This is a genomic window from Leifsonia sp. (genome assembly GCF_051955155.1).
In the GTDB taxonomy this organism is placed as follows: Bacteria; Actinomycetota; Actinomycetes; order Actinomycetales; family Microbacteriaceae; genus Leifsonia.
The window spans coordinates 13,299-37,728 of the sequence record NZ_JBQCGZ010000182.1 but is presented as its reverse complement, the minus strand read 5'-3'; the positions used below and the strand labels follow the sequence as shown (position 1 = coordinate 37,728).

Below are 24,430 nucleotides of genomic sequence, written 5' to 3'. Positions count from 1 at the left end.
CAGAACGTCGGGCTGACAGGATTTGAACCTGCGACCCCTTGACCCCCAGTCAAGTGCGCTACCAAACTGCGCCACAGCCCGTTGCTGCCCCGCCCAGGCCGTGAGAGCACCAAGCAAGGCAACTCCCCTATCCTAGCGTGTCGGCGGGACCGGTCGTGACCAACCCGAAAGTCACCGGTGGCCCCGCCGACACAGCGCCGCGGCGCGGCTCCCGACGAGCGCGCGCCTGTTCGGCGCCTGGACTCTCCGCCCCGCAGCGGGGGTCCAGGTGGGGTCGGCGACGGGGTGCGCGGGGAGGCTGCACCCCGCCGCCGAGCTTGTCACTGGCCGGTCGAACCGCCCAGGATCTGGTCGATCTCGTCCTGGGTGAGCGGGGCCCAGGGGGACGAGTCGGGGTTGGAGCTGGCGGCCTCCGGGCTGTCGCCCTGCGTCCACCACTTCGCCTCGAACGGCACGCCGTCGAACAGCACGCGCTTGCCCTTGTCGTAGGCGGTCGCGCCGGTCCAGTTCGGGTAGGTGCCGGGCGGGAGGGTCGGCTGCGGGATGGGCGTCTCGCCCGGCAGCACGGGGCCGACGAGCTCCCACGGCGTCTCCCACTGGTTCAGGACGGGGTTGTCCGGGACGTCGCCCTTCGTCCACCACTTCGCCTGGTACACGTTGTGGTGCCAGGTGACCTTCGTGCCCTTCAGGTACGAGTTGGTGGCGGTCCAGATCGCGTACGGGGAGTGCGCCGGGTCGTCCTTCGTGGTCGTCGTGGTCGGCTCCGGGGTGGTGACGGCGCCCTCGCCGAGCGCGATCCGGCCATCGAAGCCCTTCGACAGCACGCCGGCGAAGCTCTGCTTGCCCTGGTTCACGCCGCTGCACGCGTCGGAGACGACGGTCGTGTCCACGTAGTTCGAGCCGCAGGTCTTGTCGCGGTTCGCGGACCACATCGACATCCGGCCGATCGCGTTGGACACCGACCAGGCGTTCAGCGCCTTGGCGTCGGCGAGCGAGAACACCTGGTCCTCGTCGTCGTTCTGCCCGATCATCGGGGTCGCGCCGATCTTCGCCCACAGGCTCGGGTCGCTCTGGTGCAGCTTGGCGCGGTCGTACAGCACGCCGAGCTGCTTCTGGGCGGCGGTCAGCGCCGACTCCGCTGTCTGCGCCATCGACTTCTTGGCGTCCTTGGCGGTGCCGAAGTCCATAGTCATCAGGTTCACGCCGGCGATGTCGACCTTTGCCTTCAGCATGGCCGCGATCGCGTTCGTGCCGTCCTCGGTCATCCCGGTCGGCGAGACGGGGAGCGTCAGCCAGACGGCCAGGCTCTTACCCGCGGCGCGACGCTCCTGCTGCAGCTCGGCGACGGCGGTCGCCCGGCGGGACGCTGCGTCGGCGTCCACCAGGCCGTCGCCCTCCAGGTCGAGGTCGATGGTGCCGATCTTGTAGCGGTCGACGACCGACGCGTACGCCTTCTTCAGGGCGGACGGGTCGGTGCAGCCGACGGCCAGCTCCTCGTTCGCCTGCCCGCCGAAGGACACCGCGACGGTGCCGCCCTGCTGCTGCAGGCGCGCGATGCGCCGGTCAAGGTCGAGCGATCCGCGCGCCTCGTCCATCGTGTACGCGCCGCCCCACGACGGGGTGCACGCCTCCGACTTGTCGGAGACGACGAACGACAGGATGGCGTCCTTCGTCTGGGTCGAGCCGAGGTTCTCGAACGCGAACTTCGGCGTGGCGGTCACGTCCACGTAGGCGGCGAACCAGGGCTTCACGTCGACGGCGGCGCGCGCGCTCCACCACTGCAGGCCGACGGCGCCCGCCGCGACCACGACGATCGCGACCAGAGCGGCCCCGATCACGCGGAGCGGCGAGAGGCGCCGGCCCGAGCCGGATTCCGGCGCCTGGAGGCGCTCGGTGTCGTCCTTCTTCGCCATCACGCGGCCTGCTTCTCGCCGTCGCCGACCGGGAGGTCGCCGGTCGCGCCGCCGACGCGGACGTCGCCGCGCTCGACGTGCGGGACCTCGCCGCCGGCGTGCCCGTGGTAGAGCACCGAGCGCCAGTCGATCGAGGCGGTCACCGGAGCCGGCTCTGGGGTCGTGCGCTTGCGCGACTTGTCGACGTACAGCGGCTTGGTCAGGCCGAGCCAGATGTCGACGATCGTGTTGCCGATGCCGATGTAGGCGACGATCGCCCAGACCGCGAGGGTCGCGTTGAACGCGGCGAACGCGGCATTGCCCCAGTTCTGCGCGTTGACGTCGCGCCACAGCGTGAACAGCGAGAACGCGACGATCGCGAGCGGCGCGATCACGTACAGCAGCGGGGACGCGGTGCGGTTCTTCACCTTCGGCGTGCGCGCGAACGGGATCTTCTTGCCGGTCAGCGACTGCTGGATGGACTTCAGCACGCCCGCCAGGTTCACCGGCAGCAGGATCAGGTTGAACCCGTAGATCCGGAAGATGTCGGTCGCCTTGTAGCCGGAGTAGCGCAGGTCGCTGGCCTGGCTGATGAAGTACGGCAGGGCGGCCAGCAGCACCATCGGGCTCAGCAGGCGGCCGTCGTACGGGTAGGCGAGCAGGAAGATCAGGCCGAAGCTCGCCCAGCAGATCGATGCCATGTAGTTGACGCGCAGCAGCAGCTCGATGCGGGACACGTGCTCGCCGCGGCGCTTGCGCTCGCGGACCTGGCGCCACAGCTTCGGGAGGATCAGGAGGCCGCCGTTCGCCCAGCGGCGGCGCTGAACGATCAGCGAGCCGAAGTCCGGCGGGGTGGCCGAGTAGCTGAGCCGCTCCGGGTAGTTCACGAGCGTCCACCCGTGCGTGCCCAGGTCGATGCTCGACTCGGTGTCCTCGATGACCGTGCGGTCCTGGATGTAGCGACGCACCTCGAACCCGCCGACCCACTCGGTCTCCACGATGTCCTCGAGCGCGCGCTTGCGGATGACCGCGTTCGCGCCCACCCAGAACGTGGCCCCGTAGTAGCTCTTGCCCTGGTGCAGGATGTGCTGGATGTCCGTGGTCGCGCCGGCCAGGCGCTCGATGCGCGTCCCCGCGCCGCGGAACGACGAGTACGGGGTCTGCGTGACGGCGACGCGGGCGTTGTCCGGCTGCTGCAGGAAGTAGGTGAGCCTCAGGCAGTACTCGCGCAGCAGGATGGAGTCGGCGTCCAGCGTGAGCAGGAAGTCGCTGTCCGGGATCTCGATGTCGCCCGGGCGGCGCGAACCGGCGGCGACCGGGGTGAGGATCGGGCCCTCCGGGGTCTCCTCCGGACGGTAGACGCCGCCCATCAGGCCGATGTACGCGTTGAGGTTCATGGCCTTGTTGGCCTCGTGCGAGAGGGACGCCCACTGCTTGCGCTCGAAGATCGCGAGCTCGGCGTCGAACGTCCACGCCAGCCGGCGGTACAGCTGCGCCACGCGGTCGGTCGAGAGCTGCGCGCCCTCGGCGACGGCGGCCACGACCGCCTCGCCGGTCAGCGCGAGGTCGTCTCCGAGTCCGCGCAGCACCTGCTCGGCGAAGAACACGTCGACGTGGTCGTCCCGTCCGTGCGCGTCCGCCTGGGCGTACAGCCAGGACGCGGCCCAGCGGTAGTGCTCTGCGAGCTCGAGTGCGGCCTCCTCCGTGGCGAAGGCACGGTCGTCGCCGAGCTCGAAGCGCAGCAGCGCGTCTGTGAAGCGGAACCGCGGCTCGGAGAGCTGGTGCGAGATGTCTGCGGCGAGGGCACGGGTGGCCGCCAGCCGCTCGGCGACCGCCGGGTCGGTCGGGTTCGGGTTGTCGTCGACGAGCAGGACGACCCGCATGGACGGGAACTCCTGCAGCGCGGCGGAGAGCAGCGTCATCCGCACCACCTCCGGCTCCTCCGCGTAGGAGGGCACGAGGACGGTGATGGACGGCTGGTGCTCGGCGAAGTGCCGGTCCAGCTCGGCGCGCGGAACGCGCACGTGCTTCTGGAAGCGCTGCAGCGCGCCCTGGCGGGCGATCAGGTACATCAGCGCGGAGAAGGTCAGGAAGGTGACGACGACGGTGTAACCGATCGCCTCCATCGTGAACCGGAAGTCCTGCGTGCCGAGCACGAGGAACTGGCGGATGATCGTCGTCACGACGTAGATCGCCCAGAACACGATGGTCGCGACGATCGCGACGCGGCTCCAGGCGATCTTGCGGTCGGACGGCCTCGGGTGGACCGTCGGGAGCGGCTCGGTGCGACGCTCGGCGCCCCACTGACGCTTTCGGGCAGGCGTGTAGGTAGATGTAGAACTCATGGTCGGGTATGCGTCCTCGATGACGAGAGCCCGCATCTTCGGGTAATGCGGTCGGGTAGCTCTCTCATGTCCACATTAATGAGGACAAGCCGGGGTACATAGTCCCCCATTGTGGTCGCCCCTCCTTTGGGGGCGGAACCGGACCGATCCCGCTGGCCCAGCGGCGTGTCGCGCTTGACACGCCACCTTCGTCGCATTCATGCGTACGCATGGATGAGGACACCGCCGCAGGCGATCATAGCGAGCCGGACGCCCGCCGTCGGTACGCGCGTCGTACCAGCCGAACCGTGTCGCCGTGGGAGCCGGATAGGATGCCGGCATGGTGTGCTCGATCACGGCGTCCGCGCGTCGCCTCCCGCTGTACGGGAGCGACGAGACGCGCCGTGAGATGCATCCCTGACGTCGCTCTCGTTTCCCGCATCCCCCGAACGAAAGAGAGCACACCCATGTCCACCGCACCCTCCACCGCCGCGCGCGACCCGCACCCCGAGATCGCCTGGGCGGCCAGGCACATGCCGCTGCTGGTCGAGACGTTCGCGTCCGTCGGCGATGTCTTCGCCGGCCTGCGGCTCGGCCTCACCATCCACGTCGAACCGAAAACCGCCGTTCTCTGCGAGCACCTCGTGCACGCGGGAGCCGAGGTCGTCATCACCGGCAACGTCGGCACCACGCAGGAGGCGACCGCCGACGCCCTGCGCGCGGCCGGGGTCGAGGTGCTCGGCTCCCGGACCGACACCGCCGCCGACCGCGACGCCCACCTCGACGAGATCCTGCGCCGCGAGCCGGACCTCGTGCTCGACAACGGCGGCGACCTCGTGCTGAAGCTCGTCTCCGGCGCCCCGCGCTCCCCGCGGTTCCGCGGTGCGACCGAGGAGACGACCACGGGCGGGCTGCGCATCCGGGCGGCGGCGACCGCACCGGACTTCCCGGTCATCGTCATCAACGACAGCCGGCTCAAGCTGCTCGTCGAGAACGAGTTCGGCGTCGGCCAGAGCATCGTGCAGGGCTTCATGAACGCGACCAACCTCATGCTCCCTGGCGCGCGCGCCGGCGTCGTCGGCTACGGGCCGTGCGGCAAGGGCGTCGCCGATACGCTCCGCCAGCTGGGCGCGACGGTGACGGTGGCGGACCTCGACCCGTTCCGGAGACTGGACGCGATCATGCGCGGCCACCGCGTGCGCGACCTGCACGAACTGCTCGCCGGCAACGACATCGTGTTCCTCGCCACCGGGGCACGCGACGTCGTGGACGCCGCCGGGATCGCCGCTCTGCGCGACGGCGCCCTGATCGCCGGCGTCGGGCACGAGGGGCTGGAGCTGGACCACGCCGCCCTCGCCGCGGCGACGACCGAGACGGTCTCGCTGTCACCGGAATCCAGCGATGCCGATGCGCGCGTGCTGCACCGGCTGCGGGACGGCCGCGAGATCGTGGTGCTGCACGCGACGCGGATGATCAACCTCACGGCCGCCGGCGGCAACCCGATCCAGGCGATGGACCTCGGCCTCGCGCTGCAGGCGCGCAGCCTCGCCGCCATCGCCGCGGGCGAGGCCCGGTTCACGGGCGCCGAGCCGGTGCCCGCCGCGATCGACCGCACCCTCGCCGAGGCCCTCGCCGCCCTCCTCGCCTGACCCGCCCCCGCATCCCAGGCCCCTCGGCCGCCGAGCACTGTAAAGCCGTCGCGATTCGCGCGGTTTCGCGACGGTTTTCGTGTGCTCGGCGGCTGCCGGCCGGGCCTTAGCGCTTGCGCTTTTCGCGGACGCGCATGTTGAGGACGATGGGGGTGCCCTCGAAGCCGTACACCTCGCGGAGGCGGCGGATGATGTATCGGCGGTAGCCAGGGTCCAGGAACCCGGTCGTGAACGCCACGAATGTCGGCGGACGGCTCGACGCCTGCGTCCCGAACAGGATGCGCGGCTGCTTGCCTCCGCGCACCGGGTGCGGGTGCGCGGCCGTCAGCTCGGCGAGGAACGCGTTGAACTTGCCGGTCGGGATGCGGGTGTCCCACGACTCGAGTGCCAGCTCCAGCGCGGGCACCAGCTTCTCCAGGTGCCGGCCGGTGCGCGCCGAGATGTTCACGCGCGGCGCCCACGAGACGTGCGCGAGGTCCTGCTCGATCTCGCGCTCCAGGTAGCGCCGGCGCTCGTCGTCCAGCAGATCCCACTTGTTGAACGCGAGGACGAGCGCGCGACCCGACTCGAGCACCAGGTCGATGATCCGGACATCCTGCTCGCTGATCGGCTCGCTCACGTCGAGCACGACGACCGCGACCTCCGCCTTCTCCAGCGCGGTCGAGGTGCGCAGCGACGCGTAGAAGTCGGCGCCCTGCTGCAGGTGCACGCGGCGGCGGATGCCCGCCGTGTCCACGAACCGCCAGACCTTGCCGCCCAGCTCCACCTGCTCGTCCACCGGGTCGCGCGTGGTGCCGGCGAGCTCGTTGACGACGACGCGCTCCTCCCCCGCCGCCTTGTTCAGCAGCGAGGACTTGCCCACGTTCGGCCGGCCGACGATCGCGACGCGGCGCGGGCCTCCCACCTCCTGCTTGGCGACGGCGGAGACCTCGGGCAGCGCCTTCAGGATCTCGTCGAGCAGGTCGGCGACGCCGCGGCCGTGCAGCGCGGAGACGGGATGCGGCTCGCCGAGCCCGAGCGACCACAGCTCGGTCGCGTACGGCTCCTGGCGGGCGTCGTCCACCTTGTTGGCGGCGAGGAAGACCGGCTTCTTCGTCTTGCGCAGCAGCCGGACGACGTGCTCGTCGGTCGAGGTCGCGCCGACCGTGGCGTCCACCACGAACAGCACGGCGTCGGCCAGGTCGATGGCGACCTCGGCCTGCGCGGCGACGGACGCGTCGATGCCGCGCGCGTCCGGCTCCCAGCCGCCGGTGTCGACCACCGTGAACCGGCGTCCGTTCCACTCGGCCTGATAGGAGACGCGGTCGCGGGTGACGCCGGGGGTGTCCTCCACGACGGCCTCGCGACGGCCGAGGATGCGGTTGACGAGCGCGGACTTGCCGACGTTCGGCCGGCCGACGATGGCGAGCACCGGGAGCGCGGGCAGGTAGGTGATGGCGTCGACGTCCTCGCCGGCGGCGCCGAGGATGTCGAGGTCGGCCTCGTCGAGCTCGTACTCCTCCAGGCCGCTGCGCAGGGCGTTGGCGCGCTGGACGGCGAGGTCCTCGTCGAGGGACGCGAGCCGCTCGAGAAGGTCGTCGGAGCCCTGGGGCTCGTTTTCGATGTCAGACATGGGTCTCTTTCTGCACGACGGCGACGACCGCGTCGACGGTCTGGTCGAAGTCGAGTTCGGTGGAGTCGACGGTGGTCACACCGTCAGCGGCGTTCATGAAGTCCACGACCCGGGAGTCGGCCGCGTCGCGCCGCCGGAGGGCCTCGCCGACGTGAGCGGCGGAATGCCCGGTCAGCTCGGCGGAACGTCTGGCCATTCTAACCTCTTCGTCGGCGGTGAGCAGGATGCGCACGGGTGCATCCGGGCAGACGACGGTCGTGATGTCCCTGCCCTCGACGACGATCCCCTCCCGGTCGCTGCGGGCGACGATGTCGCGGAACAGCCGGGTGAGGAACGCGCGGATCTCCGGCACCCGCGCGATCGCGGAGACGACGGCGGTCACCTCCGGCTCGCGGATCGCCTCGGTCACGTCGTGGTCGCCGACGAACACGTGATAGGTGTCGGGATCGGTGCCGATCCGGTAGTCGAAGTCGGGAAGCGCGTCCACGACGGCGTCCGCGTCTGTCGGGTCGATGCGCCGCTGCAGCACGTACCAGCTGAGCGCGCGGTAGGCGGCCCCGGTGTCCAGGTACGCCCAGCCGAGCCGGCGCGCGGCGGCCTTGCTGACGGACGACTTCCCGCTGCCGGCGGGCCCGTCCATGGCGAGCACGAGCTCGGTCATCCGGCGATCCTCCATCCACGATCGGTCAGGTCGTTCACGGTGCGGCCGAGCACCTCCGGCAGCACGGCGATCTCGGCAAGGCCGAACGCAGCGCCCGGCGAGTGCTCCAGCCGCAGGTCCTCCAGGTTCACGTCCAGCTCGCCGAGCTCGGCGAGCAGGCGCGCGAGCTCGCCCGGCCGGTCGTCGACCATGACGACCAGGCTGGCGTAGCGCTTGTCCTGGCCGTGCTTGCCCGGCAGCCGGGCGACGCCGTTGTTGCCGCCCGCGATCTCCTCGGCGATGGTGCGGCGGGACCCCGCGGCGTCCACGTCGCCGAGCGCGCCGAGCACGCGGTCGAGGTCGTCCCGGTACGCGCGCAGGATCTCGACGATCGCCGGGGCGTTCGCGCCGAGGATCTGCACCCACAGCTCCGGCTCGCTCGCCGCGATCCTGGTCACGTCGCGCACGCCCTGCCCGGCGAGGCCGAGCGCCGCGTCGGTGGAGTCGGCGAGCCGCTTGGCCATGAGCGAGGAGATGATCTGCGGCGTGTGCGAGACCAGCGCGACGGCGGCGTCGTGGTCGGGCGCCGCCATCTCCACGGGGGTCGCACCCAGGTCGAGGATGAGCGCCTCCACCAGGTTCACCGCGGAGCGCGGGTTCTCGTCGCGCGCGGCGACCACCCACGGGCGGCCGATGAACAGGTCGGCGCGCGCGGCACTGGGGCCGCCGCGCTCGCGACCGGCGAGCGGGTGCGAGCCGACGTAGCGCGCCAGGTCGATGCCCGCGGCCTCCAGCTCCGCGAGCGGAGCGACCTTCACGCTCGCGACGTCCGTCACCACGGCGGCGGGATGCGCGGCCAGCTCGTCCGCGACGACCCGCGCGACCAGGTCCGGCGGCACCGCCACCACGATCAGCGCGGGCTCGATCCCGCCGTCGTCCTGCCGCCCCGCGCCGTAATCGGCGGCGAGCCGCAGGTGCGAGGGCGAGGAGTCGGCGAGCAGCACGTCCACGCCGCGGGCGCGCAGCCCGAGGCCGACGGACGCGCCCAGCAGCCCGGTCCCCACGACGCGGACGGGTCCGGCGAGCCGGGAGGCGGTATCAGTCACGGATCCACTTTAGCCAGCGCCCGCCGGCCGCCCGTCACGCGGCGTCGCGCGCGGTCGGGGAGTCACCCGCCCGTCCCGACCGCCGGCCGCCTCCCCACGCCGCCGCGCGCTCGTCACGAATCCCGCCCGCTCGTCACGAATCCCGCGCGTTCGTCACGAATCCCGCGCGCTCGTCACGAATCCCGCGCGCTCGTCACGAACCCCGCGCGCTCGTGACGAATCGGGCGCGTCAGCGGCGGCCGGTCTGGCGGCGGTCGCCGCGCGGCCCGGCGGGCTTCGTGCTCGCCGGTGCAGGCCGTTCGCCGCCCTCGCGGGAGATCGTCAGCAGCTTGCCGAGCTCCTCCTTGCTCAGCTCGCGCATCCGCCCCACCGGCAGCGTCCCCAGGTGCAGCGGCCCGAACTGCCTGCGCACCAGGTCGATGACGGGATGCCCGACCTCGGCCATCATCCTGCGCACGATCCGGTTGCGGCCCGAGTGCAGCGTCAGCTCCACGAGACTGTCGCCGCCGCCCTGGCTCACCTGCATCAGCCGGGCCTTGTCCGCAGCGATCGGGCCGTCCTCCAGCTCGACGCCCTTGGTCAGCCGGGCGATGGTCTGCGGCGTCACCGTTCCGCGCACCCGGGCGATGTAGGTCTTCGTCACGCCGAAGCTGGGATGCGCGAGGACGTGCGCGAGCTCGCCGTCGTTGGTGAGGATCAGCAGCCCGGAGGTCTCCTGATCCAGCCTCCCGACGTTGAACAGCCGCTCCGGGTAGTCCGCCGTGAACCGCGACAGATCGGGCCGGCCCTGCTCGTCGCGCATCGAGCTGACGACGCCGACCGGCTTGTTCAGCATGACGTAGCGGCGGCTCGAGTCCAGCTGCACGGCCGTCCCGTCGACGGCGACGCGGTCGTGCTCCGGGTCGACGCGGCGGCCGAGCTCGGTGACGACCTCGCCGTTCACGGTCACCCGGCCGGCGACGATCATCTCCTCCGAGACCCGGCGGGAGGCGACCCCGGCCGCGGCCATGACCTTCTGCAACCGCTCCCCGTCAGCGGACATCGTCGAACCCGTCCGCTCCGTCGGCCAGCAGGGGCGAGATCTTGGGCAGCTCGTCCACCGAGTTGATGCCGAGCTGGGTGAGCAGCAGGTCGGTGGTGCCGTAGTTGATGGCGCCGGTCTCGCTGTCGGTGAAGAGCTCCGTGATGAGCCCGCGGCCGAGCAGCGTTCGCACCACCGAGTCGACGTTCACCGCGCGGATGGAGGCGATGGCGCCGCGGCTGATCGGCTGCTTGTAGGCGATCACTGCGAGCGTCTCCAGCGCCGCCTGCGAGAGCTTGGTCGGGTTCTGCTGAAGGACGTAGCCGGAGACCACCTCGTCGAACTCGCTGCGGACGTAGATCCGCCAACCGCCGCCGACCTCGCGCAGCTCGAAGCCCCGCCGCACCCCGGGCCGGCCGGGCGTGCCGTCGTCACCGGCGGGGCCGGGCGCGCCGTCGTAGTCGGCGACCAGCGCATCCACGGCCTGGCGCACGCGCTTCACCGGTGCGCCCACCGCGGTCGCGAGGGTCACCAGGCTCATCGGCTCGTCCGCGACCATCAGGATCGCCTCGATCGCGCGCTCGATCCGCGCGTCGTCGACCGCGACCGGCTGGGTCTCGGTCTCGGTGCCGTCAACCGTCATAGTCCGCTCCCAGGTTCGACAGGTTCTCCTCCGACCAGTGCTCGGCCGTCCAGCGCAGCGTCAGCTCGCCCAGCGGCTCGAGCTGCTCGAACGCCAGCGCCGCCCGCCGGTACAGCTCCAGCACGGCCAGGAACCGCGCGATCACCACGCCCTTCTGTTCCGCCCCTGCCACCAGCTGCCGGAAGGACAGCGGCTCGCCGCTGCGCAGCATCCCGACGACGACCGCCGCCTGCTCGCGGATGCTGACCAGCGGCGCGTGCAGGTGGTCGAGCCCGACGACGGGGATCTCACGCGGCGTGAGCGCGAGCGTCGCGATGGCCGCGAAGTCGTCCAGGCTCAGCGTCCAGACCAGCTCCGGCGTCCGCTGCCGGTACTTGTCCTCCAGCCGCACCGTGCGCGCGTGCCGGGCGTTCTCGGCGTCGAGCCGCTCGGCGAACCAGGCGGACGCCTCCTTGAACGCGCGGTACTGCAGCAGACGGGCGAACAGCAGGTCGCGCGCCTCCAGCAGGGCGACGTCCTCCGCGTCCACCAGCTCGCCCTGCGGCAGCAGGCCGGCGACCTTCAGGTCGAGCAACGTGGCGGCCACGAGCAGGAACTCGCTCGCCTCGTCCAGGCTGTCCGCCGCGTCCAGCTGCTTCAGGTAGGCGATGAACTCGTCGGTGACCCGGCTCAGCGAGATCTCGGTGATGTCCAGTTCGTGCTTGGTGATCAGCGAGAGCAGCAGGTCGAACGGCCCCTCGAATGTGCCCACGGCCACCCGGAACCCGCCCGCGGGTTCATCGAGGGGCACGTCGTTGTCGCTTTCGGCGCCCGGAAGCGACAACGATGTGCCCTTCGCAGTCACCGGAGTGGCGGCGTCCTCAGGCGACGGCGCCACGGAAGATCAGTTCCCTCGCCAGCTGGCGGTACGCCTCGGCGGCGGCGTGCTCCGGCGCGAACTGCGTGATCGGGGTGGCCGCGACCGAGGCATCCGGGAACTTGACCGTGCGCGAGATCACCGTCTCCAGCACGCGGTCGCCGAACGCGTCGACGACGCGCTCCAGCACCTCGCGCGAGTGCAGCGTGCGCGAGTCGTACATCGTCGCGAGGATGCCGTCCAGCTCGATGGCCGGGTTGAGGCGCTCGCGCACCTTGTCGATGGTCTCGATGAGCAGCGCGACGCCGCGGAGCGCGAAGTACTCGCACTCGAGCGGGATGAGCACGCCGTGCGACGCCGTGAGCGCGTTCACGGTCAGGATGCCGAGCGAGGGCTGGCAGTCGATCAGGATGACGTCGTACTCGCCGGCGACCTTGCGGAGCACGCTCGCGAGGATCTGCTCGCGCGCGACCTCGTTCACGAGGTGCACCTCGGCGGCGGACAGGTCGATGTTGGCCGGGATGATGTCCAGCCCTGGCACCGAGGTGCTCTGGATGGCCTCGTGCACGTCCGCGTTGCGGTTGAGCAGCAGGTCGTAGATCGTCGTGACGTCGTGCGTCTGCGCGCCGAGTCCCGCCGAGAGCGCGCCCTGCGGGTCGAAGTCGATCGCCAGAACCCGGCGGCCGTAGCCGGCGAGCGTCGCGCCCAGGTTGATGCTCGTGGTGGTCTTGCCGACGCCGCCCTTCTGGTTGCAGAGGGCGACGATCTTCGCGGGACCGTGCTGCGCGAGCGCGGCGGGCTCCGGGAACGCGCGCAGCGGACGCCCGGTGGGGCCGAGCTTGGCGGCGAGGGATGCGTCATCCATGCCCGGCAGCTCGGTCCTGACCTCGTCGTTGCGCGTCACCAAAGGTGTTCCTCGTCTCCTCGTTGCGGTACGGCTTGTCAAAGGCACAGTCTATCCGCGGCTTCCCCCGTTCGCGGGGCGGCCCCGCGGCGGGTTGTCAGGCGTACGCTGTGGCCGTGCCGCCGATGCCACCCGAACTGACGACGCCGCGTCTGCGATTGCGGATGCGCGACGGCCGCGACGCGGAATGGAGCCTCGCCCTGCTCGCCGAGGACCCGGCTGCGCCGGATCGCGGGATCGAGGAGGAGCGGGAACGTCTGGACGCACACCGGCACGCGGCGGACGCCGCCGGTTTCGGCCTCTACACGATCGAGGTCGCGGAGACCGGGGAGCCGGTCGGCTACTGCGGGCTCATCGTCGGCCGCGCGAGCGCCGAGCAGCCCGAGCTGGCGTACGAGCTGCTCCGCCGCCACGTCGGAAACGGCTACGCGACCGAGGCGGCCGCGGCCATCGTCGACGCCGGCTTCGCGGCGGGCTTCCCGATGCTGTGGGCGACGGTCGCGTCGTGGAACGCGCCGTCATTCGGCGTCCTGCGCAAGCTCGGCTTCGTCGCGACCCGCCGGGCCGGATTCGACGGCGGTTCCGTCTTCGTCTGGCTACGCTGCCGAGCGCCCGCGCGCCGGCACCGCGCCGCGCCATCGCTTCCGTAGTTCTTCACGCGACGCGCCGATGCGAAGCGTGAAGAACTCCGGAACGGACGGAGGCGGTCAGCGGGCGCGCGGGTGCGCCGAGGTGTACACGTCGCGGAGCGTGTCCGCAGTGACCAGCGTGTAGATCTGCGTCGTCGCCACCGACGAGTGGCCCAGCAGCTCCTGCACGACGCGCACGTCGGCGCCGCCGGCGAGCAGGTGGGTCGCGAACGAGTGCCGGAGGGTGTGCGGCGACACCTCGATGCCGAGGTTCGCGCGCTCGGCGGCGGCCCGGATGATCAGCCAGACGTTCTGGCGGGACAGCCGGGCTCCGCGCATGCCGAGGAACAGCGCGGGCGTCGCCCTCCCCCGTGACGACAGCAGCGGGCGGGCGCGCACCAGGTACGCCGACACGGCCGCCTGCGCGTAGCTGCCGAGCGGGACGATGCGCTGCTTGGAGCCCTTGCCGGTCAGGCGGACCACATCGGTGTCGATGACGTCGTCGACGTTCAGGCCGACGGCCTCGCTCACGCGCGCACCCGTCGCGTACATCAGCTCCAGCAGCGCCTTGTCGCGCAGGTCGCCCGGCTCGTCGCCGTCGGTCGCGGCGAGCAGGGCGGACACCTGGTCGACGCTGATCGCCTTCGGCAGCCGGCTGGGGAGCTTGGGCGGGCGGATGTCGCGGGCGACGTCGACGGTCACCCTGCCCTCGTCCAGCAGGAACCGGTGGAACCCGCGGACCGTGGACAGCATCCTGGCCAGCGAGGACGCGGTCAGCGGCGACTCGGCGCGCGAGCCGAGGTGCAGCAGGTACGCCGAGACGGTGGCAGGGGTGACGGCGCGCAGATCGTCGACCCCCTCCGCGGCGAGCCAGTCGCCGTAGACGACCAGATCGCGGCGGTACGCGGCGACCGTATTCGCCGAGAGGCCGCGCTCGATCGCGACGTGCCTCAGATAGGCGTCCACGTCCGCCGCGACGGTCATCCCGCGGTGCTCTGCCTGTTCAGCTTCGGGTGGCTCGGCCACGGCTCGTCCGCCGCACCGAGGGTGCTCCAGCCGGCCGCGCGCGCGGCGACGGCGCCGAGGACGGCGATGCTGAGCGGCGCGTTGTGGAGCCGCCGGCCCAGGACCCCGGCGACGGCCTCCTCCAGCGGGACCCAGGACACCTCGATGTCCGCCTCCTCCGCCTCGCGCGCGAACGCCTCGGCCGTCGGCCGCACCCCGCGCGCCAGGTAGATGCGGATCGCCTCGTCGTTGCCGCCGGGGCTGGTGAACACGTCCGCCAGCACGTTCCAGGTCTCGGCCTGGAGGTCCGCCTCCTCGGCGAGCTCGCGCTTCGCCGCCTCCAGCGGGTCCTCGCCCGTGATGTCGAGCAGGCCGGCCGGGATCTCCCAGTCGCGGTGGCGCACCGGGTGCCGGTACTGCTTGATCAGCAGCACGCGGCCGTCGTCGTCCAGCGCGAGCACCGCGACGGCGCCGGTGTGGTCGACGTACTCCCGGGTGATCTCGTCGCCGTTGTAGCGGAACCGGTCGCGCCGGACGTCCCAGATCTTGCCGTGGAAGACCGTCTCGCTGTCGAGGATCTCCGGCTCGAAGGGCTCGTCGGCGAGCGCCTGCGCCATGCCCTACGCCTCCGCCGCGACTTCGAACAGCAGGCTGGCCTTCTGGCGCTCGAGCGCGGCGCCGACCAGGCCGGCGAACAGCGGGTGCGCGCGGTTCGGCCGCGAGCGCAGCTCCGGGTGCGCCTGGGTGCCGACGTAGAACGGGTGCACGTCGCGCGGCAGCTCGACGTACTCCACGAGGTGGCCGTCCGGCGAGGTGCCCGAGAACCACAGGCCGGCGTCGGCGATCTGCTCGCGGTAGTTGTTGTTCACCTCGTAGCGGTGACGGTGTCGCTCGCTGGCCTCGCTCGCGCCGTAGAGCTCGGCGACGATGGAGCCATCGGCGAGGGCGGCAGGGTAGAGGCCGAGGCGCATGGTGCCGCCCAGGTCGCCTCCGGCGATGATCTCCACCTGCTCGGCCATCGTCGCGATCACCGGGAACTCGGTGTCCGGGTCGAACTCCGACGAGGAGGCGCCGGCGAGGTCCGCCTTGTTGCGCGCGTACTCGATGACCATGCACTGCAGGCCGAGGCACAGGCCGAGCGCGGGGATGCCGTTCTCGCGCGCGAAGCGCAGGGCGCCGAGCTTGCCCTCGATGCCGCGCACGCCGAAGCCGCCGGGCACGCAGATCGCGTCGACCTCGGCGAGCTGCGTTGCCGCGCCCTCCGGGGTCTGGCACTCGTCGGACGGGATCCACTTCAGCTTCACCTTGGTGCGGTGGGCGAACCCGCCCGCGCGCAGCGCCTCCGTGACCGAGAGGTAGGCGTCCGGCAGGTCGATGTACTTGCCGACGAGGCCGATGGTGACCTCGTGCTTGGGGTCGTGCACCGCCTCGAGCAGCCGCGACCAGCCGTCCCAGTCGACGTCGTTCGCCTTGTCCAGGCCGAGCTGGTCGATGATGTACGCGTCCAGGCCCTGCTCGTGCAGCATGGTCGGGATGTCGTAGATTCTCGGCACGTCGACCGCGTTCACGACGGCCGCCTCGTCCACGTCGCACATCAGCGCGATCTTGCGCTTGTTGCTGTCCGAGACGGGGCGGTCGCTGCGCAGCACGAGCGCGTCCGGCTGGATGCCGATGGAGCGGAGCGCGGCGACGGAGTGCTGCGTCGGCTTGGTCTTCTGCTCGCCGGAGGCGTTCATGAACGGCACCAGCGAGACGTGGACGAAGAAGCAGTTCTTGCGGCCGAGCTCGTGGCGCACCTGACGGGCGGACTCGATGAACGGCTGCGACTCGATGTCGCCGACGGTGCCGCCGATCTCGGTGATGATGACGTCGGGCGCCGGCTCGCCGTCCGGACCGGGCTGCGCCTGCAGCCGCATCCGGCGCTTGATCTCGTCCGTGATGTGCGGGATGACCTGGACGGTGTCGCCGAGGTACTCACCGCGGCGCTCCTTGGCGATCACGTTCGAGTAGATCTGGCCGGTGGTGACGTTCGCGGACTGGCCGAGGTTGATGTCGAGGAACCGCTCGTAGTGACCGATGTCGAGGTCGGTCTCCGCCCCGTCGTCCGTCACGAAGACCTCGCCGTGCTGGAACGGGTTCATCGTCCCCGGGTCCACGTTGAGGTAGGGGTCGAGTTTCTGCATGACGACGCGCAGCCCGCGCGCGGTCAGGAGGTTGCCGAGGGAAGCGGCCGTGAGACCCTTCCCCAACGAAGAAACGACACCACCAGTGACGAAGATGTGCTTGGTAGTGCCGTTTGAGATGCCCGCGTCTGATTTATCCACCACGGGCTTGTAGCTTATCACGCGCCGGGGCCGCCCCCGCTCGCCCGCGGCGCGCGTCAGCGCTTCGCGGCGGCCATCTCGACGAGCTCGCGCGCGTGGGCGAGGCCGCTGTCGGAGTCCGGGAGGCCGGAGAGCAGGCGCGCCATCTCGGCGATGCGCTCGTCGCCGTCGAGCCGGCGCACGCTGGAGGCGGTCACGGCGCCATCGTTGTCCTTCACCACGGTGAGATGGTTCGTCGCGAAGGCCGCGACCTGCGCGAGGTGGGTGACGACGATCACCTGGGCGCTCTCGGCCAGGCGGGCCAGCCGGCGGCCGATCTCGATGGCGGAGGCACCGCCGACGCCGGCGTCGACCTCGTCGAAGATGAACGTCGGGACCGGGTCCGTGCCCGCGATGACGACCTCGATGGCGAGCATGACCCGCGACAGCTCGCCGCCCGAGGCGCCCTTGCCGAGCGGACGCGGTTCGGCGCCGGGATGCGGGCGGAGCAGGATCGCGACCTGGTCGCGCCCGCTCGCGGTGTACTCGTCGCGCTCGGTGACCTCGACGACGATCCGCGCGTCCGGCATCGCGAGCGCGGACAGCTCGTCGGAGACGGCATCGGCGAGCCGCGTCGCCGCCTCGCGGCGGCGGGCGCCGAGGTCGGCGGCGAGCTCGGCGACGAGCGCCTCGTCCGCCTCGACCTCGCGCGCGAGCTCCTGGATGCGGTCGGCGTCGCCGTCGAGCTCCAGCAGCCGGAGGCTCCCGGTCTCGAGCGTGGCGATCACGTCCTCGATGGTCGGGCCGTACTTGCGGACCAGCGTCGCCAGTTCCGCCCTGCGGTCCTGGACCACCTCCAGCTCGCGGGCGCCGTCGGTGTCGAGCGTCGCGAGGTAGGTGGAGAGCTGCGCGGCGATGTCGGAGACCAGGTAGTTGGCGTTCGCGACCGCCTCCGCGAGCGGGGTGAGCTCGGCGTCGTGCGGCGCGACCCGCTCCAGCTGGCGGCGGGCGTTGTCGAGCAGCCCGAGCGCGTCCGCACCCTCCGACTCCTCGGCGGAGAGCAGCTCGCGCGCGCCGGCGGCCGCCAGCCGCAGCTCCTCCAGGTTGGTCAGCCGCTCCGCGCGCTCGGCGAGCTCGGCCTCCTCGCCCGGCTGCGGCGCGACCGCCTCGATCTCGGCCATCGCGACGCGCAGGTCCTCCGCCTCCCGCGCCCTGCGCTCCTGGTCGGAGACGAGCTCGTCCAGCTCGGCGCGGTTGTCGCGCCAGCGGTGATACACCTGCGCGTAGGTCTCGACGGAGGCGGCGAAGTCCGGGCCGGCGAACCGGTCGAGCGCCTCGCGCTGGGCGACCGCCGAGCGCAGGCGGATCTGGTCGGACTGGCCGTGCACGACGACGAGCTGGCCGCCGAGCTCGGTGAGCACGCTCACCGGCGCGCTGCGACCGCCGACGACTGCCCTGGAGCGGCCCTCCGCGGACACCGAACGGCTGAGCACCAGCTCCGCCTCGTCGCCGCCGAGCTCGTCGACGTCGCCGCCGGCGTCGCGGACGCGGTCGACGACATCGCCGCGCTGCGGGACGCGCCAGCGCCCCTCCACCCAGGCCTGCGGGCTCCCGAGCCGGACGGCTCCGGTGTCCGCCCGCTCGCCGAGGAGTAGCCCGAGGGCGGAGACGACCATGGTCTTGCCCGCCCCGGTCTCGCCGGTGATCGCGGTGAACCCCGGCCCCAGGGGAAGCGAGGCGTCCGCGATGACGCCCAGGTCCCTGATCGAGATCTCCTCGATGCCTCCACGCACGTCAGTCACGGCCGGCCGGCCCCCGCCACCCGGTCACGGGCAGGGCGAACTTGGGCACGCGCCGGTCGGTGAACGGCCCGGGGTGCAGCCGTGCGAGCCGCACCGGGATGGGCGAGCGCCGGACGACGACGCGGGACCCGCGCGGCAGGTCGAAGGCGCGACGTCCGTCGCACCAGAGGATGCCCTCTCCCCCGGCCCGATCGAGCAGTTCGACCGCGAGCGAGGAGTCGGCGTCGACGACGAGCGGACGCGAGAACAGGGCGTGCGCGCTGAGCGGCACGAGCAGCAGGGCCGCGACGCCCGGCCAGACGACGGGTCCGCCCGCCGAGAACGAGTACGCGGTGGACCCCGTCGGCGTCGACATCACGACGCCGTCGCAGCCGAAGCTCGACATCGGGCGGCCGTCGACCTCGAGCACGACCTCGAGCATCCGCTCGCGGCTCGCCTTCTCGACCGTCGCCTCGTTGAGCGCCCAGCTCTCGTAGACGACCTCCTTGCCGACCTTGACCCTGGCGGAGAGCGTCATGCGCTCCTCCACCTCGTAGTCCTTGGACAGGCCGCGGGCCACCGCGATCTCGAGGTCGTCGCGCTCGCTCTCGGCGAGGAAGCCGACGTGACCGAGGTTGACGCCGAGCAGCGGCGCCGTGCAGCCGCGCACCAGCTCGGCCGCGCGCAGGATGGTGCCGTCGCCGCCGAGCACGATGACCAGCTCCAGCTCGTTCGGCTGCACCTCGTCGCCCAGCACGGCCACCGCGTCCAGGTCGGGCTCGGCCGCGAGCAGATCACGGCGCTCGTCCTCGCTGAGCACCGGGATCACGCCGGCGGAGATCAGCTGCCGGCAGACGCGCACGCCGGCGAGCAGGGAGTCCTGACGGCCGGTGTGCGCGACGACGAGGATGTACCGCTGCGCTGCACCCGATTCCGTCACGTCGCCTCCCTTTCGCTCGGTCTTCCCATTCTGTCGGAGATTCCACCCGTGCTGGGCGGATCGGCGACGTCTGGGGAGAATTCACATCCCGGACACCCGTGTGCAGGACTATCCGGCGATCTCCTGCACCCGCGCCATCCACTCCGTCGGATTGTCGCCGTGCACGCTCAACCGGACCAGGAACTCCCGGTTGCCGTGCGAGCCCGCGATGGGCGACGGGATGAGTCCCGCCGTGCCAAGGCCGACGTCGAACGCGGCCCAGAGCACCCCGCCGACCGCGTCAGCGCGCAGCCCAGCGTCCCGCACGATGCCCTCGCGCACGCCGCCGCGACCCACCTCGAACTGCGGCTTGATCAGCAGCACGAAGTCGGCGTCCTGGGCTGCGGTCGCCCGGAGCGCCGGCAGCACCTGGGCGAGCGAGATGAAGGACAGGTCGGCGACGACCAGATCGGGCCGGACCGGACCGCCCGCGAGGCCGGCCAGCAGCTCGGGCGTCAGCGAGCGGACGTTCACGCCCTCGTACGACTCCAGCCGCTCCTCGCCCGCCAGCTGCGGCGCGAGCTGGCCGTGGCCGACGTCCAGCGCGATCACCCGGGCGGCGCCGCGCTCGAGCAGGACCTGGCTGAAGCCTCCGGTCGACGCCCCGGCGTCCAGGGCCATCCGGCCGGCGACAGGGATGTCGAACGCGTCGAGCGCCGCGATCAGCTTGTGCGCTCCCCTGCTGACGTAGTGGTCGGCGCCCGCGACCTCGATGACGGCGTCCTCCGCGACCTTCGCCGACGCGCGGACGACCGGGCGGCCGTCGACCGTCACGAGTCCCTCCGCGATCAGCGTCGCGGCGTGCGAGCGCGAGCGGGCGAGGCCGCGCGCGGCGAGCGCGACGTCGAGCCGCTCAGCCATGCCGGGGCGCGTCGGAGCCCTCGAGGCGCGCCGACAGCTCGGCGTGCAGCTGCGCATACGCCTCGGCGCGCGCGGCAAGCGGCTGTTCCTCGATCACCTCGAGCCGCGGCAGCAGTCCCTCGTCCGCGCCGTCCGCGTCGCCGCCGACGGCATCCTGGTCGCGATCCATGCCGGTCACCCTACTCGACGAACACGCCGGCCAGGGTCTTCTTGCCGCGTCGCAGCACGACCGTGCCGCCGGGGAGCAGAACGTCGCCGACCGCCGCGTCTGCGTCGTCGATCTTCGCGTTGTTCGCGTACACGCCGCCCTGGGCGACCGCGCGCCTGGACTCGCCGAGGCTCTTGGTGAGCCCGGTGTCCACGAGCGCCTGGGCGATCGTGGTGGACGCGGCCGTCGTCGTGTTCGGCAGCTCGCGCAAGGCGGCCTCGATGGTCGCCCGGTCCTGGCCCTCCAGGTCGCCCTGGCCGAACAGCGCCTCGGACGCGGCGATGACCGCCTCGGTCGCCTCCGCGCCGTGGACGAGGCTGGTCACCTCGTAGGCGAGGCGGCGCTGGGCCTCCCGCCGGAACGGCTCGTCGGCGACCGCGCGCTCCAGGCGCTCGATCTCGTCGCGGTGCAGGAACGTGAACACCTTCAGCCGGGCGACGACGTCCGCGTCGTCGGTGTTCAGCCAGAACTGGTACATGGCGTACGGGCTGGTGAGCGCGGGGTCGAGCCAGACGGCGTTGCCCTCGCTCTTGCCGAACTTGGTGCCGTCGCTGTTCGTGATCAGCGGGGTCCCGATGGCGTGCACGTGCGCGCCCTCGACCTTGCGGATCAGGTCGGTTCCGCTGGTGAGGTTGCCCCACTGGTCGCTGCCGCCGGTCTGCAGCACGCAGCCGTACTGGCGGTAGAGCTCCAGGTAGTCCATGCCCTGCAGGATCTGGTAGCTGAACTCGGTGTACGAGATGCCCTCGTCGGAGTTCAGGCGCGCGGAGACGGCGTCCTTCTTGAGCATGGCGCCCACCCGGAAGTGCTTGCCGATCTCGCGGAGGAAGTCGATGGCGGACATCGGCGCCGTCCAGTCCAGGTTGTTGACCAGACGCACCGCGTTGTCGCCCTCGGCGGAGAGGAACCGGGTGACCTGCTGCTGCAGGTAGCCGACCCACTCGACGACGGTCTCCTTGGTGTTCAGCGTGCGCTCCGCGGTCGGCTTGGGGTCGCCGATGAGGCCGGTGGAGCCGCCGACCAGACCGAGCGGCCGGTGGCCGGCCAGCTGGAGCCGGCGCATGGTCAGGAGCTGGACGAGGTTGCCGAGGTGCAGGCTGGGCGCCGTCGGGTCGAAACCGCAGTAATACGTGACCGGCTCCCCCGCCAGGAGCTGCTTGAGGTCGGCCTCATCCGTGGAGACGTGGATGAGCCCGCGCCACTGCAGCTCGTCCCAGACGTCGTCGAAGGACGGGTCGTTGCTCTGGGCACGGAGACGCTGTTCGGTGGAGGCGGTATCGGACACCCCGACAGAGTATCAGCGGAGCCCATCGGGGCCGCGCCAGAGATAAGGCTTGTAGGCCTGATGTAGGTTGAATCAGGCGTCATGACCTGATACCGTCTACATCAGGCAGCGAATCCTGATGGGAGAGGAGCCGCAGACGATGTTCGTGATCACCGCCGACCAGGTCGGCAGCCGCACCCGGCCGGACATCGTCGGCAGCGTGCAGGCCCGCCTCGACGAGCGCTACGGCGAGCGCCTCGCCCTGCCCGTCGACCGCAACGCCGGCGACGAGCTGCAGGCGCTCACCGCGGACGCCGCGACGGCCCTCGCCCTCGTCCTCGACCTGACCAGGAGCGACGAGTGGAGCGTCGGGCTCGGCATCGGCTCGGTGCGGCTCCCGCTGCCCCGCAACACCAGGGAGGCGGCGGGGGACGCGTTCGTCGCCGCCCGGTCCGCCGTAACCAGGGCGAAGCGCACGCCCGGCCGCTTCGCGTGCGAGGCGGTCGCCGAGCCGCAGTCCGGCGAGGACGCCGAGGCACTCCTCGGCCTGCTGCTCGCCATCCGCGCCTCCCGGAGCGACGCCGGCTGGGAGCTGTACGACCTGGTGACGTCCGGCCTCACGCAGGCCGAGGCAGGCGCCAGGCTCGGTATCACCCCGCAGTCGGCGAGCGACCGCGCCCGCGCGGCCGCGCTGCGCGTCGAGCTGGCGGCGCATCCCGCCCTGACTAGGCTGTTGCAGAACGCCGACGCCGCCCAGGCCGCCGGCGCGGACGCCGACCGTCGGACGGAGGACGGATGACCCTGCTGCCCCTTCCCTCGATCCTCGCCCAGATCGCGCCGTTCGCGATCTGGGGCCTCACGCTCACACTCACGATCGCGGCGGTGTGCTGCATCGTCGCGACACTGCGCACCCCGCGCCGCCCGCTCGTGTACGTCGCGGTCGGCCTGCTCGCGCTCGCCTTCGTGCTCGCGGCGCTGCCGCAGCATCCCGCACCGGTCGTCTACCGCGTCCTGATCGGCATCGTCGTGCTCACCCTCAGCGTGCTCGGCGGAGGCCCGGCCGCCCAGCTGGTGCTGGCGCTGGCCACCCGCAGCACCTCGGTGCCTGGCGCGCACGGCGGCATCGTGGTGCACGACAGGGTGAGCGGAGCCGAGGAGACCCGCGAGGTTCTCCGCGGCGGCATGACGATCGGCTTCCTGGAACGCTTCGCCACCACCGGCGCGATCATGGCCGGCTTCCCGGAGGCGCTCGGCGTGCTCATCGCGATCAAGGGCCTCGGCCGGTTCACCGAGCTGGAGGCGCCGGAGGCCAGGGAGCGGTTCATCATCGGAACGCTGGTCAGCATCGTCTGGGCGTGCGTCTGCGCCGGAATCTTCCGCTTCGCCGGCTGAGCAGTTCACCCGGAATCGAGAGGCGGCGACAAGAGAATCGGCGTGGCCAGGACGGCCGCCCACGCGCCCGCCAGCATCCAGGGCCCGAACGGAATGCCGGTGGCGCCGGTCGCGCGGCGTGCGGCCAGCAGCAGCGCGGCGTAGCAGCCGCCGAGCACGAACGCGGCGGTCGCGCCGACCACCAGCGGCATCCAGCCGAGATACCCCAGGTGGAGCCCGAGGACGCCCGCGAGCTTCACGTCGCCGTACCCCATGCCTCCCGGTCCCAGCGCCAGCACCAGGTAGACCCCGAACATCCCGACGGCGCCCGCTCCCGCGACGGCCAGCCGGCCCGGCGCTGCGGCGAGCAGCGCCGACGCAGTCAGGCCAAGCGCCCCGACGAGAAACGCCGGGACGACGATCGCGTTGGGAAGGATGTTGCTGCGCAGGTCGATCCGGGCCAGGCGGACGCTGGCGACGGCCAGGTGCGCGAACGTCAGAGCGCTGATGATGGCACTCGCACCGCCCGACTCTGCCCATTCCATGCCGTCTCCTCTCGATCCGGAGTCGAACGTAGCGCCAGAGCGCGGCCGGCCACGGCCCGATCCGAGATCTGTGGAGAGTGTCCCCTTCTCCCGTGTCGTTGAGGAGGGAGGATCCTCGGCGCAACACGCCGTGAAATGCGGGACAGGGAGGCGTCCTGCCACCCGATCGGCGGTGATGTCCTCCGTTCCGGACCGAACGCGCGGCTCAGTCGTGCGACTTCGGATGCCGTTTGTACGGCGAGACCGTCGGGTCGCCCGGCAGCCAGTACCGCCACGGGAACGCCGTGCCGCCGCCGGCGCCGGAGACGCCGGTGCGCGGACCGGTCGCGTACTCCGCCTGGACGGCAGGCAGCAGCAGCTGCAGCGCGCCCCCGAAGAGGTCGGCGCCGTCGTCGGCGAGGCTGAGACCCGCCGCGACGACGAGCCGGGCCGGCCCGCGCGCCAGGTCGCGGTGCGGGATGCTGCGGCCGGTCGCGCCCGACCGCCGGTGCGCCGCGAGCTCCTCGCCCTCGACGACCTCGCCCGCGCGCAGCAGCACCGCCGACGCCTCCCCCTCCGGCGAGCACACCACGTTGGCGCAGACGTGCATCCCGTAGGTGAAGTACGCGTACAGGTGGCCGGGCTCGCCGTACATCACCGCGTTCCGCTTCGTCCGGCCGCGGAAGGCGTGCGAGCCGGGATCCAGCCCGTCGCCGATGTACGCCTCCACCTCGGTGATCCGGATGGCGACCGGCCCCTCGGGCGACTCGTGCCGCAGCACGGCGCCGAGCAGCTTCGGGGCGACCTCGAGCGACGACGCCAGGAATGCGTCGCGCTCTGGCCGGTAGAGCGTCACCT

General features: G+C 71.8%; 23 protein-coding genes and 1 tRNA gene. 4 read left to right on the top strand and 20 right to left on the bottom strand.

Translation table 11 applies throughout. From position 1 onward, the window contains the following. Window positions 1–7: 7 nt before the first annotated feature. The 3 genes from ACTHMF_RS19885 to ACTHMF_RS19875 form a co-directional block, all read right to left on the bottom strand. Window positions 8–81, bottom strand: a tRNA-Pro gene (locus ACTHMF_RS19885). Window positions 82–320: 239 nt separating this feature from the next. After that, complete coding sequence (locus ACTHMF_RS19880; protein ID WP_440320022.1) at window positions 321–1,913, bottom strand: chitinase; 1,593 nt, start codon at window positions 1,911–1,913, stop codon at window positions 321–323. Continuing rightward, a complete protein-coding gene (locus tag ACTHMF_RS19875; RefSeq protein ID WP_314147132.1) occupies window positions 1,913–4,237 on the bottom strand; it encodes a glycosyltransferase family 2 protein in 2,325 nt (774 codons plus the stop codon). The genes ACTHMF_RS19880 and ACTHMF_RS19875 overlap by 1 nt, the downstream gene beginning before the upstream one ends. A 446-nt stretch (window positions 4,238–4,683) precedes the next feature. On the opposite strand from ACTHMF_RS19875, the gene ACTHMF_RS19870 reads away from it, so the two are divergent. Then, window positions 4,684–5,865: an adenosylhomocysteinase gene (locus tag ACTHMF_RS19870; RefSeq protein ID WP_440320020.1), complete on the top strand. Its 1,182-nt coding sequence runs from the start codon at window positions 4,684–4,686 to the stop codon at window positions 5,863–5,865. Between the two features lie 106 nt (window positions 5,866–5,971). Here the strand turns inward: ACTHMF_RS19870 and der are convergent, their stop codons facing one another. The 7 genes from der to ACTHMF_RS19835 all read right to left on the bottom strand — a co-directional run bounded on the left by der (window position 5,972) and on the right by ACTHMF_RS19835 (window position 12,647). After that, complete coding sequence (gene der / locus ACTHMF_RS19865) at window positions 5,972–7,477, bottom strand: ribosome biogenesis GTPase Der (RefSeq protein WP_314147134.1); 1,506 nt, start codon at window positions 7,475–7,477, stop codon at window positions 5,972–5,974. Continuing rightward, window positions 7,470–8,138 (bottom strand): (d)CMP kinase, encoded by a 669-nt coding sequence (cmk, locus tag ACTHMF_RS19860; protein WP_440320019.1) that lies wholly within the window; start codon window positions 8,136–8,138, stop codon window positions 7,470–7,472. The genes der and cmk overlap by 8 nt, the downstream gene beginning before the upstream one ends. Continuing rightward, window positions 8,135–9,223, bottom strand: a complete 1,089-nt coding sequence (locus ACTHMF_RS19855) for a prephenate dehydrogenase (RefSeq protein WP_440320017.1) — start codon at window positions 9,221–9,223, stop codon at window positions 8,135–8,137. The genes cmk and ACTHMF_RS19855 overlap by 4 nt, the downstream gene beginning before the upstream one ends. Before the next feature lie 229 nt (window positions 9,224–9,452). Further along, complete coding sequence (locus tag ACTHMF_RS19850) at window positions 9,453–10,265, bottom strand: pseudouridine synthase (RefSeq protein WP_440320015.1); 813 nt, start codon at window positions 10,263–10,265, stop codon at window positions 9,453–9,455. Continuing rightward, window positions 10,255–10,887, bottom strand: a complete 633-nt coding sequence (scpB, locus tag ACTHMF_RS19845; RefSeq protein WP_440320013.1) for an SMC-Scp complex subunit ScpB — start codon at window positions 10,885–10,887, stop codon at window positions 10,255–10,257. Before scpB ends, ACTHMF_RS19850 begins: the two co-directional genes overlap by 11 nt. After that, complete coding sequence (locus tag ACTHMF_RS19840) at window positions 10,877–11,764, bottom strand: segregation and condensation protein A (RefSeq protein ID WP_440320011.1); 888 nt, start codon at window positions 11,762–11,764, stop codon at window positions 10,877–10,879. Before ACTHMF_RS19840 ends, scpB begins: the two co-directional genes overlap by 11 nt. Next, window positions 11,748–12,647 (bottom strand): ParA family protein, encoded by a 900-nt coding sequence (locus tag ACTHMF_RS19835; protein ID WP_440320009.1) that lies wholly within the window; start codon window positions 12,645–12,647, stop codon window positions 11,748–11,750. The genes ACTHMF_RS19840 and ACTHMF_RS19835 overlap by 17 nt, the downstream gene beginning before the upstream one ends. A 125-nt stretch (window positions 12,648–12,772) precedes the next feature. Here ACTHMF_RS19835 and ACTHMF_RS19830 point away from each other — a divergent pair, with 125 nt between their 5' ends. Then, window positions 12,773–13,297: a GNAT family N-acetyltransferase gene (locus tag ACTHMF_RS19830; protein WP_440320024.1), complete on the top strand. Its 525-nt coding sequence runs from the start codon at window positions 12,773–12,775 to the stop codon at window positions 13,295–13,297. 57 nt (window positions 13,298–13,354) lie between these two features. Here the strand turns inward: ACTHMF_RS19830 and xerD are convergent, their stop codons facing one another. From xerD to tyrS, 8 genes are all read right to left on the bottom strand, one after another. Next, window positions 13,355–14,260, bottom strand: coding sequence for a site-specific tyrosine recombinase XerD (xerD, locus tag ACTHMF_RS19825; RefSeq protein WP_440320007.1), 906 nt, complete (start codon window positions 14,258–14,260; stop codon window positions 13,355–13,357). Further along, window positions 14,257–14,898, bottom strand: coding sequence for an NUDIX domain-containing protein (locus tag ACTHMF_RS19820; protein ID WP_440320005.1), 642 nt, complete (start codon window positions 14,896–14,898; stop codon window positions 14,257–14,259). The genes xerD and ACTHMF_RS19820 overlap by 4 nt, the downstream gene beginning before the upstream one ends. 3 nt (window positions 14,899–14,901) lie before the next feature. Further along, complete coding sequence (locus ACTHMF_RS19815; protein ID WP_440320003.1) at window positions 14,902–16,608, bottom strand: CTP synthase; 1,707 nt, start codon at window positions 16,606–16,608, stop codon at window positions 14,902–14,904. A gap of 53 nt (window positions 16,609–16,661) precedes the next feature. Then, entirely contained in the window at window positions 16,662–18,386 is a 1,725-nt protein-coding gene (gene recN / locus ACTHMF_RS19810) for a DNA repair protein RecN (RefSeq protein ID WP_440320001.1), read from the bottom strand. Then, window positions 18,379–19,305 (bottom strand): NAD kinase, encoded by a 927-nt coding sequence (locus ACTHMF_RS19805; RefSeq protein ID WP_440319999.1) that lies wholly within the window; start codon window positions 19,303–19,305, stop codon window positions 18,379–18,381. The genes recN and ACTHMF_RS19805 overlap by 8 nt, the downstream gene beginning before the upstream one ends. Before the next feature lie 108 nt (window positions 19,306–19,413). Then, window positions 19,414–20,205 (bottom strand): TlyA family RNA methyltransferase, encoded by a 792-nt coding sequence (locus ACTHMF_RS19800; protein WP_440319997.1) that lies wholly within the window; start codon window positions 20,203–20,205, stop codon window positions 19,414–19,416. Then, complete coding sequence (locus ACTHMF_RS19795; protein WP_314147147.1) at window positions 20,198–20,374, bottom strand: hypothetical protein; 177 nt, start codon at window positions 20,372–20,374, stop codon at window positions 20,198–20,200. Before ACTHMF_RS19795 ends, ACTHMF_RS19800 begins: the two co-directional genes overlap by 8 nt. Window positions 20,375–20,384: 10 nt before the next feature. Next, window positions 20,385–21,698, bottom strand: a complete 1,314-nt coding sequence (gene tyrS / locus ACTHMF_RS19790; protein ID WP_440319995.1) for a tyrosine--tRNA ligase — start codon at window positions 21,696–21,698, stop codon at window positions 20,385–20,387. A gap of 118 nt (window positions 21,699–21,816) precedes the next feature. On the opposite strand from tyrS, the gene ACTHMF_RS19785 reads away from it, so the two are divergent. Then, a complete protein-coding gene (locus ACTHMF_RS19785) occupies window positions 21,817–22,476 on the top strand; it encodes a DNA-binding protein (protein WP_440319993.1) in 660 nt (219 codons plus the stop codon). After that, complete coding sequence (locus ACTHMF_RS19780) at window positions 22,473–23,069, top strand: hypothetical protein (RefSeq protein WP_440319991.1); 597 nt, start codon at window positions 22,473–22,475, stop codon at window positions 23,067–23,069. The genes ACTHMF_RS19785 and ACTHMF_RS19780 overlap by 4 nt, the downstream gene beginning before the upstream one ends. A gap of 5 nt (window positions 23,070–23,074) precedes the next feature. Here the strand turns inward: ACTHMF_RS19780 and ACTHMF_RS19775 are convergent, their stop codons facing one another. Both ACTHMF_RS19775 and ACTHMF_RS19770 read right to left on the bottom strand, forming a co-directional pair. After that, window positions 23,075–23,593, bottom strand: a complete 519-nt coding sequence (locus ACTHMF_RS19775; protein ID WP_440319989.1) for a prepilin peptidase — start codon at window positions 23,591–23,593, stop codon at window positions 23,075–23,077. A gap of 205 nt (window positions 23,594–23,798) precedes the next feature. Further along, window positions 23,799–24,428 carry a DNA-3-methyladenine glycosylase gene (locus ACTHMF_RS19770; protein WP_440319988.1) on the bottom strand — a complete coding sequence of 210 codons (630 nt, stop codon included), beginning with the start codon at window positions 24,426–24,428 and terminating at the stop codon, window positions 23,799–23,801. Between the last annotated feature and the right edge of the window lie 2 nt (window positions 24,429–24,430).

Coding starts and splice junctions, on each gene's coding strand:
- ACTHMF_RS19880 (WP_440320022.1), bottom strand. CDS start 1,913: ATGGCGAAGAAGGACGACACCGAGCGCCTCCAGGCGCCGGAATCCGGC.
- ACTHMF_RS19875 (WP_314147132.1), bottom strand. CDS start 4,237: ATGAGTTCTACATCTACCTACACGCCTGCCCGAAAGCGTCAGTGGGGC.
- ACTHMF_RS19870 (WP_440320020.1), top strand. CDS start 4,684: ATGTCCACCGCACCCTCCACCGCCGCGCGCGACCCGCACCCCGAGATC.
- der (WP_314147134.1), bottom strand. CDS start 7,477: ATGTCTGACATCGAAAACGAGCCCCAGGGCTCCGACGACCTTCTCGAG.
- cmk (WP_440320019.1), bottom strand. CDS start 8,138: ATGACCGAGCTCGTGCTCGCCATGGACGGGCCCGCCGGCAGCGGGAAG.
- ACTHMF_RS19850 (WP_440320015.1), bottom strand. CDS start 10,265: ATGTCCGCTGACGGGGAGCGGTTGCAGAAGGTCATGGCCGCGGCCGGG.
- scpB (WP_440320013.1), bottom strand. CDS start 10,887: ATGACGGTTGACGGCACCGAGACCGAGACCCAGCCGGTCGCGGTCGAC.
- ACTHMF_RS19830 (WP_440320024.1), top strand. CDS start 12,773: ATGCCACCCGAACTGACGACGCCGCGTCTGCGATTGCGGATGCGCGAC.
- xerD (WP_440320007.1), bottom strand. CDS start 14,260: ATGACCGTCGCGGCGGACGTGGACGCCTATCTGAGGCACGTCGCGATC.
- ACTHMF_RS19820 (WP_440320005.1), bottom strand. CDS start 14,898: ATGGCGCAGGCGCTCGCCGACGAGCCCTTCGAGCCGGAGATCCTCGAC.
- ACTHMF_RS19800 (WP_440319997.1), bottom strand. CDS start 20,205: ATGGCTGAGCGGCTCGACGTCGCGCTCGCCGCGCGCGGCCTCGCCCGC.
- ACTHMF_RS19795 (WP_314147147.1), bottom strand. CDS start 20,374: ATGGATCGCGACCAGGATGCCGTCGGCGGCGACGCGGACGGCGCGGAC.
- ACTHMF_RS19785 (WP_440319993.1), top strand. CDS start 21,817: ATGGGAGAGGAGCCGCAGACGATGTTCGTGATCACCGCCGACCAGGTC.
- ACTHMF_RS19780 (WP_440319991.1), top strand. CDS start 22,473: ATGACCCTGCTGCCCCTTCCCTCGATCCTCGCCCAGATCGCGCCGTTC.
- ACTHMF_RS19775 (WP_440319989.1), bottom strand. CDS start 23,593: ATGGAATGGGCAGAGTCGGGCGGTGCGAGTGCCATCATCAGCGCTCTG.